The 15,462-nt window shown below is 38.1% G+C and carries 6 protein-coding genes; 5 read left to right on the top strand and 1 reads right to left on the bottom strand.

Going from position 1 to position 15,462, the window contains the following annotated elements:
• The first annotated feature begins 85 nt into the window (after positions 1–85).
• Together BUC23_RS13105 and BUC23_RS13100 are read left to right on the top strand one after the other, a co-directional pair.
• Entirely contained in the window at positions 86–11,662 is an 11,577-nt protein-coding gene (locus tag BUC23_RS13105) for a PKD-like domain-containing protein (protein WP_073210157.1), read from the top strand.
• A 150-nt stretch (positions 11,663–11,812) separates the two neighbouring features.
• Positions 11,813–12,094 (top strand): hypothetical protein, encoded by a 282-nt coding sequence (locus BUC23_RS13100; RefSeq protein ID WP_073210155.1) that lies wholly within the window; start codon positions 11,813–11,815, stop codon positions 12,092–12,094.
• Positions 12,095–12,187: 93 nt separating this feature from the next.
• Here BUC23_RS13100 and BUC23_RS13095 read toward each other — a convergent pair whose 3' ends face one another.
• Positions 12,188–12,640, bottom strand: coding sequence for a DUF4442 domain-containing protein (locus BUC23_RS13095; protein WP_073210153.1), 453 nt, complete (start codon positions 12,638–12,640; stop codon positions 12,188–12,190).
• Between the two features lie 226 nt (positions 12,641–12,866).
• On the opposite strand from BUC23_RS13095, the gene BUC23_RS13090 reads away from it, so the two are divergent.
• From BUC23_RS13090 to BUC23_RS13080, 3 genes are all read left to right on the top strand, one after another.
• Positions 12,867–13,322 carry a DUF4870 domain-containing protein gene (locus BUC23_RS13090; protein WP_073210151.1) on the top strand — a complete coding sequence of 152 codons (456 nt, stop codon included), beginning with the start codon at positions 12,867–12,869 and terminating at the stop codon, positions 13,320–13,322.
• A 78-nt stretch (positions 13,323–13,400) separates the two neighbouring features.
• Entirely contained in the window at positions 13,401–13,730 is a 330-nt protein-coding gene (locus BUC23_RS13085) for a PadR family transcriptional regulator (protein ID WP_073210148.1), read from the top strand.
• A 5-nt stretch (positions 13,731–13,735) separates the two neighbouring features.
• Positions 13,736–15,460 carry a PspC domain-containing protein gene (locus BUC23_RS13080; RefSeq protein WP_073210146.1) on the top strand — a complete coding sequence of 575 codons (1,725 nt, stop codon included), beginning with the start codon at positions 13,736–13,738 and terminating at the stop codon, positions 15,458–15,460.
• The last annotated feature ends 2 nt before the right edge of the window (positions 15,461–15,462 follow it).

Here is a 15,462-nt window from a genome sequence, read left to right as displayed (position 1 = left end):
TAAATATTATTTATAAAATCAATCTAGTTTCAACTATTTGAATTTTATAAAAGCATTAACTGTTTGATTCTAAATCGTAGGTGTCATGAAAAAACAATACTTTGATTTCCATATAAATTTATTTTCAGCATTAAAATTTTCGAAAGCTTATCAAATATTTTTGGTAGTTCTATTTGCTTTTTTGAGTGTTAATACTTCTTTTGCTCAAACGATCACCAGTTTTAGCCCCTCAAATGCATGTAGCAATTCTGGATCTACTATCGTTATAACTGGTACTGGTTTTGCTGGAGCAACTGCTGTAAAATTTAATAGTATAACAGCAGCATTTGTTATTAACAACGATACCCAAATAACGGCAACATTGCCAGCGGGAGCAACAACTGGAACTATTACGGTCACTCCATCTATAGGATTAGATATTATCAGCTCGGGGGATTTTACAATCGATCCATTACCCACAGCAGCTTCCGGTGGAACTCAAACCATTTGTTCTAACTCAACTGCTACAGTAAGTGGTGCAAGCGCAACAAACGGAACAATAGTATGGTCAGAAAATGGAGCGGGGTCTATAACTGGGGGCGCAACAACTTTAACACCAATCTATACTGCTATAGCAGCAGATTCAGGAACTACCGTTACAATGACTATGACCGTCACCAGTAATAATACTTGCAACCCTCAAACTGCAACTGCAACTTATACAATAATTGTTAACCCAAGTCTAATACCATCCGTAGCAATTAGCGCAAATCCTGGGAATAATATATGTGCTGGAACTTCTGTTACTTTTACTGCTATTCCTGCAAATGGAGGTGCCAATCCTTCCTATCAATGGAAGATAAACGGTATAAACGCAGGAACGGATAGTCCAACATTTACTACCTCATCATTAACAAATACGGATAAAGTGACAGTTGTTCTAACTTCTAGTGCTACTTGTCCTTCTCTTGCAAATGTCAGCAGCAATGCAATTACGATGACTGTAAATGATATTGTGATACCATCAGTAAGTATTTCCGCATCGGCTACAACAATTTGCCCAAGTAATTCAATAAATTTTTCTGCTATACCAATAAATGGAGGTAGTACTCCTTCATATCAATGGATGATCAACGGTTTGAATGTTGGAACTAATAGCCCTAATTTTTCTACTTCTACCTTAAATAATGGAGATGTTGTTACAGTTGAACTAACTTCAAATGCAACTTGTGCATCTCCAATTAAAACAACAAGTAATAGCATTACAATCACCGTTAATCCAGCAATACCCGCTCCCCCTTTATCCATTTCAGGAATAGCAACGCAATGTCCTACACTAAATAATCAAACATATACAATTTCCGCTGCAACTGATGCAACAACTTATAATTGGACTGTACCTTCAGGATGGACAATAACTGCTGGACAAGGGACTACTTCAATAAATATTACAACTGGTAGTAGTGGTCAAAACGGAAACATCAGCGTTACTGCTGGAAATAGTTGCGGAACAAGCGCAGTAAGCAATTTGGCAGTAACTGTAAGTCCTACAGCACCTGCAACACCTATTGTAATAACAGGAACTGTTACACAATGTCCGGCACTAACTGGTCAAATATATAGTATCGCCCCGGTAACCAATGCGACAATTTATAATTGGACAATTCCAACAGGATGGTCAATAACTGCAGGTACAGGAACTAACTCAATAACTGTAACATCAGGCAATACGGGGCAAAATGGAAACATTAGCGTTACAGCTGAAAACAGTTGTGGAACAAGTGTTGCAAGAACTTTGGCAGTAACAGTAGCTCCTGCAACTCCTGCAACTCCTGGAGCAATAACGGGTACAGTTACCCAATGTCCCGCGGTAACAGGACAAATATATAGTGTTACAGCGGTAACCAATGCTACAACTTATACTTGGACCATTCCAACTGGATGGTCGATTACAGCTGGTGCAGGAACAAACTCCATAACTGTAACATCAGGCAACGCGGGACAAAATGGAACTATTAGTGTAACTGCTGGAAATAGCTGTGGAACAAGTTCAACAAACACTTTGGCAGTAACCGTAAGTCCCGCAACACCCGCAATACCTGCAGTCATAACTGGAACTTCTTTCGTATGTCCTGGAATTAACGGATTAACGTATAGCATTGCTGCAGTAACCAATGCGACAACTTATAATTGGACCATTCCAACAGGATGGTCAATAACCGCTGGTACAGGAACTAATTCAATTACTTTAACATCAGGAAGTGCTGGACAAAATGGAAATATTAGTGTAACAGCTGAAAATAGTTGCGGAACAAGTGCAGCAAGAAACTTGGCTGTAACCGTAAATCCAGCAACACCAGCAACCCCGGGAGCAATAGCCGGAACTTCACCTATATGTCCTGCATTAACTGGGCAAATTTATAGCATCGTCGCTGTTACTTATGCGACAACATATACTTGGACAGTTCCTACAGGATGGTCAATAACCGCTGGAGCAGGAACAAATTCAATAACTGTAACAACAGGAAGTGCTGGACAAAATGGAAACATTACCGTTACCGCTGAAAATAGCTGCGGTACAAGTGCAGCCAATTCCTTAGCAGTTACTATAAGTCCAGCGACACCAGCAACACCGGGGGTAATAAGTGGAACTTCAGCAGTATGTCCAAGCATTACAGGATTAACGTATAGCATAGCTGCAGTAGCTAATGCGACAACTTATACTTGGATAGTTCCAGCAGGATGGTCTATAACTTCTGGTGCAGGTACAAATTCAATTACTGTTACATCCGGTGCTGCAGGTCAAAATGGAAACATTAGCGTCACCGCTGGGAATAGTTGTGGTACAAGTGCCGCAAAAACTTTGGCTGTAACTGTAAGTCCGGCAACACCGGCAACACCGGGAGCAATAAATGGTTCAACAGAACAGTGTATAAGTAAAACAGGCCTTGTTTATAGCATAACTGTTGTTCCAAATGCTGCTTCTTATACATGGACTTTACCTTCAGGGTGGAGCATAATGGCAGGAGTGAATACAAATTCTATTACTGTCTCAACATCTGGAACTGCAATTGGTGGAAATATTACAGTAACCGCGACCAATTCTTGTGGTACAAGTGGTACGCAAACTTTAGCAGTAACTGTAAATACTGCTATACCAATGGCACCAGGAACAATTTCTGGTCCTACAGCAATTTGTCCAGTTGTAACAGGTCTTATTTATTCCATCGCTTCTGTAGCCAATGCTACTTCTTACACATGGTCTGTTCCTACTGGATGGTCAATAACCTCAGGACAGGGATCAACTTCATTAACCGTAACTGCAGGTTCTGGTGCAGTAAGTGGTAACGTTACTGTCATAGCAATTAATGTCTGTGGATCAAGTGCTGCAAGTAGTTTAGCCGTGTCAGTTGGTGCATTTGCTTTTGCAAATGCAGGAGCAGATCAAACTATCTGTGCCGGTACAACCAGCATAATACTAGACGGTGCAATTGGAGGTGCTATTACACAAAATAAAGATTGGAGCTGGTCTAGTTCAATTACAGGAGGTTCGTTTTCAAATAACGGTAATAATTTAAAAGGCACCTACACTATACCTTCTTCTCTTGTAAATGGTGGAACTATTACAATTACAATATCAACATCCGATCCAGCAGGTTCTTGTTTGGCAGTAACTGATGACATGACGATTACAATCAAGCCCGCAGCTACAGCAAACATTAGCGTATCCGGTACAAATCCTATTTGTTCTGGATCTACTTCAATTATAACATTCACCGCAACCCCAAATACAACTTTAACATATACTGTTTCGGGTGTTTCAGGGTCATCAACAATAAATATCGGAGCAAGCGGAACAGCAACTTTGCCAACAGCAGCATTGACTTCCTCTACAACATATACATTAACAAATAGTGCTTACACAACAGCCCCATCTTGCAGTCAAACTATTTCGGGAAGTGCTACAATTACAGTGAATCCATCTGCAATCGCTAATGCCAATATTGATCAAACTGTTTGCGCTTCCAGTCCCAATGTTATTCTTGCAGGTGCTGTAAGTGGTGCGGCTACAACGGTAACTTGGAGTGGAGGTACGGGAACATTCAGTCCAAATAATACAACACTTAATGCAACCTATACACCAACCTCCTCAGAAATAACAGCTGGTACAGTAACTTTAACACTAACAACTAACGATCCTACAGGACCTTGCCCGAGCGTATCAGACCAAATGATCATAACTATTAATCCTTCGGCTATAGCAAATGCCAATATGGATCAAATCGTTTGCGCTTCCAGTCCCAATGTTATTCTTGCAGGTTCTATTAGTGGCGCAGCAACATCAGCCACTTGGAGTGGAGGCGCGGGAACATTTAATCCTAATAATACAACACTTAATGCAACCTACACCCCAACCGCCTCAGAAATAAATGTGGGTACGGTGACTTTAACATTAACCACTAATGACCCTGCAGGGCCTTGCTCTATAGCATCAGACCAAATGATCATAACTATTAATCCTTCGGCTGTTGCCAACGCCAACGTGGATCAAACCGTTTGTGCTTCCATTCCCAATGTTATTCTTGCAGGTTCAATAAGTGGTGCGGCTACAACTGCAACTTGGAGTGGCGGTGCGGGAATATTTAGTCCAAATAACACAGCACTTAACGCAACCTATACGCCAACTGCCTCAGAAATAACAGTCGGCACAGTGACTTTAACATTATCAACTAATGATCCTGCTGGACCTTGCCCTATAGCATCAGACCAAATGATCATAACTATTAATCCTTCTGCTGTAGCCAATGCCAATATTGATCAAACTGTTTGTGCTTCCAGTCCCAATGTTATTCTTGCAGGTTCAATAAGTGGTGCGGCAACATCAGGAACTTGGAGTGGCGGTTCTGGAACATTTAGTCCTAATAACACAACACTTAATGCAACCTATACACCAACTGCCTCAGAAATAACTGCAGGCACGGTAACTTTAACATTAACAACTAATGATCCAGCTGGACCTTGCTCTGCAGCATCAGACCAAATAATCATAACTATTAATTATTCGGCTGTTGCCAACGCCAACGCAGATCAAACTGTTTGTGCTTTCAGTCCCAATGTTATTCTTGCTGGTGCGGTAAGTGGGACGGCAACATCAGCTACTTGGAGTGGCGGTGCGGGAATATTTAGTCCAAATAACACAACACTTAATGCAACCTATACACCAACTGCCTCAGAAATAACTGCCGGTACAGTAACTTTAATATTAACAACTAATGACCCTGCAGGTCCTTGTGTTACTGCATCAGATCAAATGGTTATAACTATTAATCCTTCAGCTGTTGCCAATGCAAATATTGATCAAACTGTTTGTGCCTCTACTCCCAATGTTATTCTTGCTGGCGCTATAAGTGGTGCGGGAACATCAGGGACGTGGAGTGGCGGTGCGGGAACATTTAGTCCTAATAACACTACACTTAATGCAACATATACACCAACTGCCTCAGAAATAACTGCCGGTACGGTAACTTTAACATTAACAACTAATGACCCTGCAGGACCTTGCGCTACCACATCAGATTTAATGGTTATAACTATTAATCCTTCAGCAACAATTAGCGCTGGAGTATCGTTCACAATTTGTTCAAACACAACTGCTACTATGGCTGGTTCTTTTGGAGGAAGTGCTACCTCTGCCACTTGGAGTACAAGCGGAAGCGGTACATTTAATAACAATTCACCAACTGCGATTTACACCCCAAGTGCCGCTGATATTAGTACAGGTACCATTACCCTATCCTATACCACTAATGATCCGATTGGTCCGTGTCCATCCGTAAACGCAACTATAATTCTAACGATTAAGAAAGCTGTGGCAATTACAACCCAACCTTCCAACACGAGTGTATGCGCCAGTTTTCCTGCTGATTTAAATGTTGTTGCTATTGGAGATGGATTGACTTATCAGTGGTATAAAGGCTCAGCACCCAGCGGAACACCGGTGACTAATTCAGCCAATATTTCTGGAGCACAATCATCAAACCTTCATTTTAACCAAGCCAATTTATCAGATGATGGTAGTTATTATGTAATCGTTGGTGGTGCATCATCATGTGCATCAGTTATCTCTGCTCAAAGAACATTAAATGTTGATCAAGCGATCATAGTCTCTACTCAGCCTATTTCAAAAACCGTTTGTGAAGACACTCCAAATGTTAGTTTTTCAGTAACAGCAAACGCTGGAGGCGATCCTTTGACTTATCAATGGAGAAAAAATGGCGTAAACATAGCAGGTGCTACAGCATCTACTTTCACAATTCCAACGGCAACATTGACGACCGCTGGTAATTATGATGTGGTAATTTCTGGCCCTTCAGGTTATACTTGTTCCTCGATACAATCTGTAGCAGTAACATTAACAATCAATCCAAAACCAATAGGATCTGCCACTACTCAAACTATCTGTAGCGGATCTTCAACAAATGTGGCGTTAAACTCAACCGTTAGCGGCACAACATTTAGTTGGATTGCAGCAATTCAAACTAATCCAACGGGTGGAACAATTACTGGATTTAGTGCTAGTTCGGGAAATATAATTGCCCAATCTTTAACCAATACAGGCACATCTGCAGGGACTGTCCGCTATACAATTACTCCTACTGCAAACTCTTGTATAGGTACCGCTTTTACAGTTGACGTAACAGTTAATCCCGCGCCAGTGGGTTCTGCCACTGCTCAGACGATTTGCAGTGGTTCGACAACAAATGTAGTACTAAACTCGACTGCAGCTGGCACAACATATAGTTGGGCAGCTGCCATACAAACTGCTCCAACAGCCGGTACAATTACGGGTTTTAGCAATGGTACTCAAAATACAATTGTTCAAACTCTAAGCAATACCGGGACAACGGCAGGAATTATTCGCTATACCGTTACTCCTACTGCAAATTCTTGTACAGGAACAGCTTTTACAGTTGATGTTACGGTTAATCCCAATTCAACTATTGTATTATCATCGGCTTCAGGTTCAGGCAATCCAACAAATTGCGTTAATACTGTACTTAATATTAGTTACGCCATTGGAGGCGGTGGAACTAATGCTTCCATTACAGCTGGTGCACTACCAGCTGGTGTTACCGGTTCATACGATTCTGGAACTAGAATTTTCACAATAAGTGGTACTCCATCTGCAGTTGGACCTTTTAGTTATACGGTAACAACACAAGGACTTTGTAGTAACGCTTCTGTAAGTGGAACCATTACAGTCAATGCAGATTCAAGTATTAGCCTGAACTTAGGAACAGGATCGGACAATCAAACAAAATGCATTAATTCAGCAATTACTCCAATCAAATATACCATAACTAATGGAGGAACCAATCCTACCATTGCTTGGAATCCAGGACCAGCTAATTTTATAGGGTCATACGATTCTGCCGCTGGTGTTTACACAATTAGTGGTTCTTCCGCGGTAGCTGGAACATTTAATTATACCATATCAACGGCCGGTAATTGTATTAATAGTTCATTGACAGGACAAATAACTGTCAATCCTAATCCTGTGGGCTCTGCCGTTTCTCAAACAATTTGTAGTGGTTCAGTTAGTAACGTCGTATTAAACCCAAGTACTGGAGGTACAACATTTACTTGGACCGCAGCTATTTTTTCTACGCCAACGAGCGGAACTATTACCGGATTTGGTAGCGGTTCTGGAGCTTCAATAGCAGAGATTTTAACTAATACCGGAACAACAGCAGGAAGCATTCGTTATACGGTTACTCCTACGGCGAACTCCTGTTCAGGATCACCTTTTATAGTGGATGTAATTGTCAACCCTAAACCAAATGGTTCAGCCTCACCGCAAACCATTTGTAGTGGTACGCCAACAAATGTATCACTAAACTCAACTGTAAGCGGCACAACATTTACATGGACCTCAGCTATTATTTCTATGCCAACTGGCGGAACCATTTCAGGGTTTAACACTGGTACGACTAACACAATAGCTGAAACTTTAAGCAATAGCGGTACAACATCTGGTGTTATACGATATACTGTTACCCCCACTGCGAATAATTGCCCTGGAGCGGTTTTTACCGTTGACGTAACTGTGAATGCGCCTACTGTAGGTGGTACAACCACTATCACTTCAACCACTAACCCTAGTAATGTGGAAAATGGAACCACTAAACTAACTGATTGCCATTCTTCGGGTGGAGTCATTAGGTTAAATGGGAATGTAGGTACTGTCGTGCGGTGGGAAACCTCTACCAATGCAGGAGGCACTTGGATACCGAGAGGAAATGCAGGAAGTTTAACCTATACTTATACCGGAATAACTGCGACCACCATCTTTAGGGCAGTAATTCAAAATAGCTCTTGTACAATTGTAAACTCTGGAATCTCTACATTATTTATTATTCCAAATATTAAGCCATCTCCTGTGAGTGCAACTCCTTCTACAATATGTGAAGGGGAATCCACACAATTGACTTCTGCCAGTGGTTTTTCAAGCAGTCAGCTTCTAGCGTCAGGCGGTCTATTCAATCAAGCTAACCCACCAGGTTGGCTAGTCGATGATAAAATTTTTCCTGCCAGCGGTGATAACGGTGTTAATAATGAATTTAGTGAAACAAATGGAAATGCGGGGGACGAATATGATTCTGGAGATGGGAAATTTGCTATTACAAGGGGAAACAGAACTTCTGTAATGCAGACACCAGTATTTGATCTTATAGGATTAACTTCAGCAAATTTAACATTCGATCATGCTTATAAATTAGATGATGTGAATGATTATGCTGAGGTAAAAATTTCTTTAGATGGTGGATTAACATATACAGCGACCTTGGCAAATTATAATGGGAATACAAGTATTAAAAATCCGTTTAAAAATTCAAATCCTGCTAACTCCATATCTCTTAATTTGAACGCTTATTTAGGCTATTCGAACATTAAAATAGGATTTTTCTTTTACGGAACTGTAAATGCTGCGGGTACTAAAGTTCCTAATGTAGGTAGCACATGGGCTATCGACAACGTTAAAATTCCTCAAGCACCGAATCCGCAGTTAACTTCCCAATGGTTAAACCAAAATACAGGAGCAATTATTAGCGTTAGCAATACAACTAATGTTACTGTCAATCCGCCTGTAACAACAATTTATGCGGTAACCTCCTTCCTTAATGGCTGCACCAGTTATGGACTTGAAGGAACAACCTATGTTACCGTAACAGTTAATAAAAGACCAACTGCAAATATAGGTCCAGACCAAACTATTTGCTATGATGGAACTGCAACATTTAGCGTATCATTAACTGGTGTAGCGCCATGGACCGTAACTTACACTAATGGGACCACGTCCACAACTGTAAATAACATCAATTCAACTCCTTTTGTGTTTAGCGTTCCTAATCTTAAGGCCGATGTTACTTATACGATTACGGCCTTAAACGACAAAAATTGCACTCCTTTTCCAGGAGGAATTACGGGCTCTGCTAAAGTTACAGTTTTACAAGGTAGGACAGGGTGGTGGACAGGCCTAGTAAGTACAGACTGGTTTGATTGCAAGAACTGGGAACAAGGATTGCCTTCATTTACCGTAGACGCAAACATTCTTCCAACTGTTGCTAACGGGAATAGATTACCTGTTATTGATAAAACTTCCACATTTGCAATTCCCTACGGTGGGATAGCAAGTGCTAAGGATATGATAATAACAACAGCCGGTTCAGTTACTGTGGTTTCGACCAATAATTCTGAATTACAAATTAGCGGTAATTGGAGAAACAGTGGTGCTTTTATTCCTGGAACTGGAACCGTGACCTTTAATGGCGCGACTGCTAATCAAATTCAAAACATAAATATTGGTATAAAAACGAATGAAACGTTTTATAATATAACCACCAATAACACCGGCGGAGCTAAAGGAATTAGCGTAATTGATGGATTTGAATTAACTGTTAAAAATCTTGTCACACTTACAAGTGGTGATTTGCGTTTAACTGGAGAAGCTCAATTAGTTCAAGAAGGAATTACGGCGAATCCTTCGACTGGAACCGGAAAATTATTGAGAGACCAGCAAGGTAAAAAAAACAGTTTCAATTATAATTATTGGTCATCACCGGTAAGTTCCAATAGCATAGATTATTCTATTGGTAGCGTCTTGCGAGACGGAACCTCTATAACAAATACGTACACTGATCTATCTAATTTTATTCCAAGTACGCCTAGCCCGACAACTATTATTTCATTTATTGATGGAGCGTTTAGTGCCGATGGACCATCAAGTCCAATAACAATTAGTAACCGATGGTTATGGGCCTTTAATTCGCCCGCACTATCAGACCCTTTGCTAAATTACTACCAATGGAAATATATAGGAAGTACAGGGTCGATAAAAGTGGGCGAAGGATTCACCATGAAAGGAACTGGAGGAATCGCACCACTTACTTCAACACAAAATTATGTCTTTGTCGGAAAACCTAATTCTGGAACTATCTCTTTAAGTTTAACTAAAGATCAAACTTATTTAATAGGAAATCCTTATCCATCCGCACTCGATGCCGATGAATTTATAAAAGATAATATTAAAGAAACAATAAACGGTAAAGTTGGAAGAAATACGGAAAATATATTTAACGGCGCCCTTTATTTCTGGGATCATTTTGGTCTCTCCAACAATCATTATCTCGCGGAATATGAGGGTGGGTATGCAACTTACACTTTAATGGGGGGAACAGCGGCGGTTGCTGATAGTCCTCTAACTGCAGCTGGCAATGGCTCCAAAATACCGGAGCGCTATATACCAGTCGCACAAGGATTTTTTGTCGATGCTTTTGTCGATGATGGTTTATCAGGAGGCATAACATCCCCAATATGTCCTACTGGATGCAACATAATTTTCAAAAATAGCCAAAGAGCATTCGTTAGAGAATTGTCTGGAGGTTCACTCTTTATGAAAACAAATGGAACCACTAAATCAAATGCAGCTGAAGTAGATATAAGATCAAAAATCAGGCTGGGCTTTGACTCTCCTATTGGTGCACATCGACAACTATTAGTTGGAGTGGATCTTAATGCAACGAATCAATTCGACATTGGTTATGACGGAATTATGTTTGATACCAATGATAATGATATGTTTTGGGAAATTAGCAATAGCCAGTTTGTAATTCAGGCTGTCCCAAATTTTAACGATGATCAAATAATTCCTTTAGGTATTACAATAGCTAATGAAGGTTTAAGCACTATAAAAATTGATGCATTAGAAAACATGCCGAATACCACTAAAATATATCTGCATGATAATCTAACCAGTCAATACCATGACCTTAGAGAAAGTGCTTTTGAAATCTCGCTTGCTATTGGAGAATACAACAACCGATTCTCCTTGCGATTTGCTGATAAAACACTTAAAGTAGATGATTTTATTTTACCTGAAAACATTTTCATTTATTTCACAAATAACACTAAAACCCTAAACATAAAGAACAACTTTACGGACGGAACAGTAAACAAAGTATTCCTTTTCAATTTATTGGGTCAAGCTATTGCCAATTGGGATGTAGAAGAACAAAAACAAAATAATATTCAAATTCCAATTAAAAATGTACCTTCAGGAGTCTATATTGTGAAAGTTAAGACGACAAAAGGAGTTTTCAGTAAAAAAATAATCATTAGGTAAACAATCTATTCCAGATAATTAAAGGATAATAGTTTAAGTAAATTTTAATCATAATTTTAAAATTGATATTAGTTATTCTTATTATATTTGGTGAACGGTTATATATTAGCATCTAAATAAAATAAAAACATAATTTTAACTTTAATAAAAATGAAAAAAATAGGTATCCTTTTAGCTATGGCTTTGTTTACAATCACCGCGGGTGCACAAGAAGTTAAGCCCGACGTAAAAGAAAAAGCTAAAAAAGAATCATGCTGTGCTAAAGATTCTAATGTGAAAGCAATGACTGTTGCAGAAGTAGAAAAATGTCAAGCTAAATGCAAAGCCGAAGGAAAGAAATGCGATGCAAAAATGGCTCAAACAGAAGGCAAAAAATGTGATGCCACTATGGCTAAAGCCGAAGGAAAAAAATGCTGTGCTAAAAAAGCATAACTATAGTTTTACTAAAAATGCCTCTAAATTTAGAGGCATTTTTTTGTAGATTTAAAATCCGCACAGTATAATTGTATTATTTTTTATTACTTTCTATTTCACTCTTACGCTCCATTCAAAATCCATTTCGGATACTTGGATTCCTTTTTCATCGGTTCCAATAGATTTCATCCAGAAGGTTTGCCCCTCTCCCGTGGCAATTGTTTTTCGTATTGCTTCTTCGATTAAATGTCCATCATTACAAGTAAAAGTAATTCTTCCCGTTGCTTTTTTAGTGAAATTTCCTTTATTATTAGCCACCAACATAGAGATTTTTCTTCCACTTTTTTGAATTTGAAACATCACTAACGCGCCCGTTGACAACTCGGCAGCCATTGCTTGCACTGCAAAATACATTGAATTAAACGGATTTTGGTTAATCCATCGGTGCTTTACTGACACTACACATTTATTTTCGTCTATTTCCTTTACTCGCACTCCGCATATAAATGCCGCCGGTAATTTGAATAATAAAAATTTATTGAGGGTAGAAGCTGTAAGTCTCATTTGTAGTGGTTTTTTTGCTAATGTACAAAAAAATACTATGCGTACATATAAAATATATTTGTTAATTTTTTGTTAATATTTGGTACTATGCGATACAAGATACTTTCTTTTAGCCATATATTTGTATAAGAAATTACTAGGTGACCTAAATATTTAAGACCCTTGGATTTTCAATCATCACACGAGCCTTAAAGGCGAACTGACAAAGCAATCAAAAAACAAAAAAATGGAAACAACCAGCGACAAAAACACAGCAACATTTACACATTTGAGTACATTAACTCAATATTTTTTCCCTTTTGGAAATTATATTTTTCCAATATTGATTTGGTCATCAAAAAAAGACAAATCTGAGTTTATAGACTTTCATGGTAAACAAGTACTTAATTTTCAATTGAGTTTGTTATTATATTCTTTGACCTTAATTATGATTGCAGCGCCAATTTTTATTTTCACTGTTTTTAGTAACATATCTTTTAATTCAATGATGAATCATCACGATTTTGTTTTTACGGATTTCAATTTCGAAAATAACATCGGAATAATTACAGTTGGCCTAGTTGCCGTTCTTATTTTTGGTCTCTTGAAAGTCGCTGAATTTTTCTTAATTATTTATGCAGCTATCAAAACATCAAATGGAGAAAAATACCAATATCCCTTAACCATCCCTTTTATAAAATAGATAGAAGCAAAAAAAAATCATCAATCATCAATCAAAAAATGAATAGTTTAATTAACAAAAAATCAAAAAAAACGAATTATGAACATTGAAAACACAAAAGCCCAGATGCGTAAAGGTGTTCTCGAGTTTTGCATCCTATCCGTATTAAAAGAAAAAGATGCATACACATCGGAAATATTAGACACTTTGAAAAACGCAAAATTATTAGTCGTGGAGGGAACGATTTATCCGCTGCTTACCCGATTAAAAAATGACGGATTACTAAACTACCGTTGGGAAGAATCAACCTCAGGACCACCAAGAAAATACTATGGTCTAACCGAAATAGGACAAACATTTTTAAACGAACTTAATGGCACTTGGACTGAATTGTCAGATGCCGTAAACCTAATCACAAACCAAAAATAATAGCCATGAACAAGACTGTAAATATTAACTTAGGCGGAATGTTCTTTCATATTGATGAAGATGCATACCTAAAAATGACGCGTTATTTTGACGCTATAAAACGTTCTTTATCGAAATCATCAGGACAAGAAGAAATCATCAAGGATATTGAAATGCGTGTTTCGGAATTATTGACCGAGAAACAAAAAAGCGACAAACATGTAATTAGTTTGAAAGATGTAGATGAAGTTATTGCTGTGATGGGTCAACCTGAAGATTATATAATCGAAGAAGACAATCACACTTCACAAACCTACAATGCTGACTCTAAAAGAACGAAAAAGCTTTACCGAGATACTGAAAACGGAATGATTGGCGGTGTTCTTGCAGGATTGGGACATTATTTTGGTATAGACAAAGTTTGGCTTCGAATTTTTCTTTTGTTAATGGTTTTTGTATTTGGATCCGGTGTCTTAGCGTATATAATTCTGTGGATTGTAATGCCAGAAGCGACAACAACTGCTGAAAAACTAGAAATGAGAGGTGAGCCGGTTACCATTTCAAACATCGAAAAAAAAGTTAGAGAAGAGTTTGAAAATGTTTCTGATAAAATAAAAAATGCAGATTACGACAAATATGGCAATCAAATTAAAACTGGTGCCAATAAAATAGGAAGTTCTTTAGGCGATTTTATAATGACCGTTTTCAAAATTTTTGCAAAATTCCTTGGAGTCCTTTTGATTATTGCAGGAATTGCAACATTAATTTCATTATTGATAGGTGTTTTTACTTTAGGTTCTTCAGACTTTATTGATGTGCCATGGAGAGGTTTTATTGAAGCGGGGAATTTTACTGATTATCCGATCTGGTCTTTTGGACTATTGATGTTCTTTGCTGTTGGAATTCCATTCTTTTTCTTGACACTTTTAGGTTTCAAATTACTGTCTCCAGCAATGAAATCCATAGGAAATATTGCAAAATACACGTTACTGGCACTTTGGATAATCGCTATAGCAATTCTAATTTCAATTGGAATAAAACAAGCATCAGAAGTTGCATTTGAAGGGAAAACAGTAAAAAAAGAAACTATTAATTTGATGCCAAATGACACCTTATTTGTAAAATTCAGATACAATGATTATTATACAAAGGACATTAATGACAGGGAAACCTTCAAGTTTGTGCAAGACTCAGCAAACACCGAATTAATTTATTCAAACAATGTAAGATTGCAAATTTTGCATACTGATGAAAAATTACCCTTCGTTCAGATTGAAAAAATGGCAAGAGGAAGATCATTTCAAGCCGCTAAACTAAGAGCAGAAAAAATAAAATATGCAGTTAAAATTGAAGGAAATCATTTAATTCTGGACAATTATTTATTGACTGAAGTGAGTAACAAATTCCGTGATCAGGAAGTGGAAATCTTTTTATATTTACCCGAAGGAACTTTATTAAAACCAGATTCTTCCGTTCAGGATTATGACAGATCTGACGATTCATTCTTCAATTTACACTATAGTTCTGATAATTATGTTTACAAAGTAGAAGGTTCAAAGGTAAAGTGTTTGAATTGTCCTGCCGATGAAAATGAATTTGATGACGTAGATACAGAAAATGACAGCACGCAAACATCAGTGATTATTAATGAAAATGGTGTTACTGTAAAAGGGGATACAATAAGCAATTCAAAAAAGGATTTTAAAGAATTAAAAATAAACAAAGACGGTATTATCATTAAAACCAAATAGCC

The organism is Flavobacterium xinjiangense (assembly GCF_900142885.1).
Taxonomy (GTDB): Bacteria; Bacteroidota; Bacteroidia; order Flavobacteriales; family Flavobacteriaceae; genus Flavobacterium; species Flavobacterium xinjiangense.
This window is presented reverse-complemented; position numbering and strand designations above follow the sequence as displayed.

Excerpts from the sequence above, each read along its gene's own strand:
- BUC23_RS13105 (WP_073210157.1), top strand. The coding sequence starts at position 86 with ATGAAAAAACAATACTTTGATTTCCATATAAATTTATTTTCAGCATTA.
- BUC23_RS13100 (WP_073210155.1), top strand. The coding sequence starts at position 11,813 with ATGAAAAAAATAGGTATCCTTTTAGCTATGGCTTTGTTTACAATCACC.
- BUC23_RS13095 (WP_073210153.1), bottom strand. The coding sequence starts at position 12,640 with ATGAGACTTACAGCTTCTACCCTCAATAAATTTTTATTATTCAAATTA.
- BUC23_RS13090 (WP_073210151.1), top strand. The coding sequence starts at position 12,867 with ATGGAAACAACCAGCGACAAAAACACAGCAACATTTACACATTTGAGT.
- BUC23_RS13085 (WP_073210148.1), top strand. The coding sequence starts at position 13,401 with ATGAACATTGAAAACACAAAAGCCCAGATGCGTAAAGGTGTTCTCGAG.
- BUC23_RS13080 (WP_073210146.1), top strand. The coding sequence starts at position 13,736 with ATGAACAAGACTGTAAATATTAACTTAGGCGGAATGTTCTTTCATATT.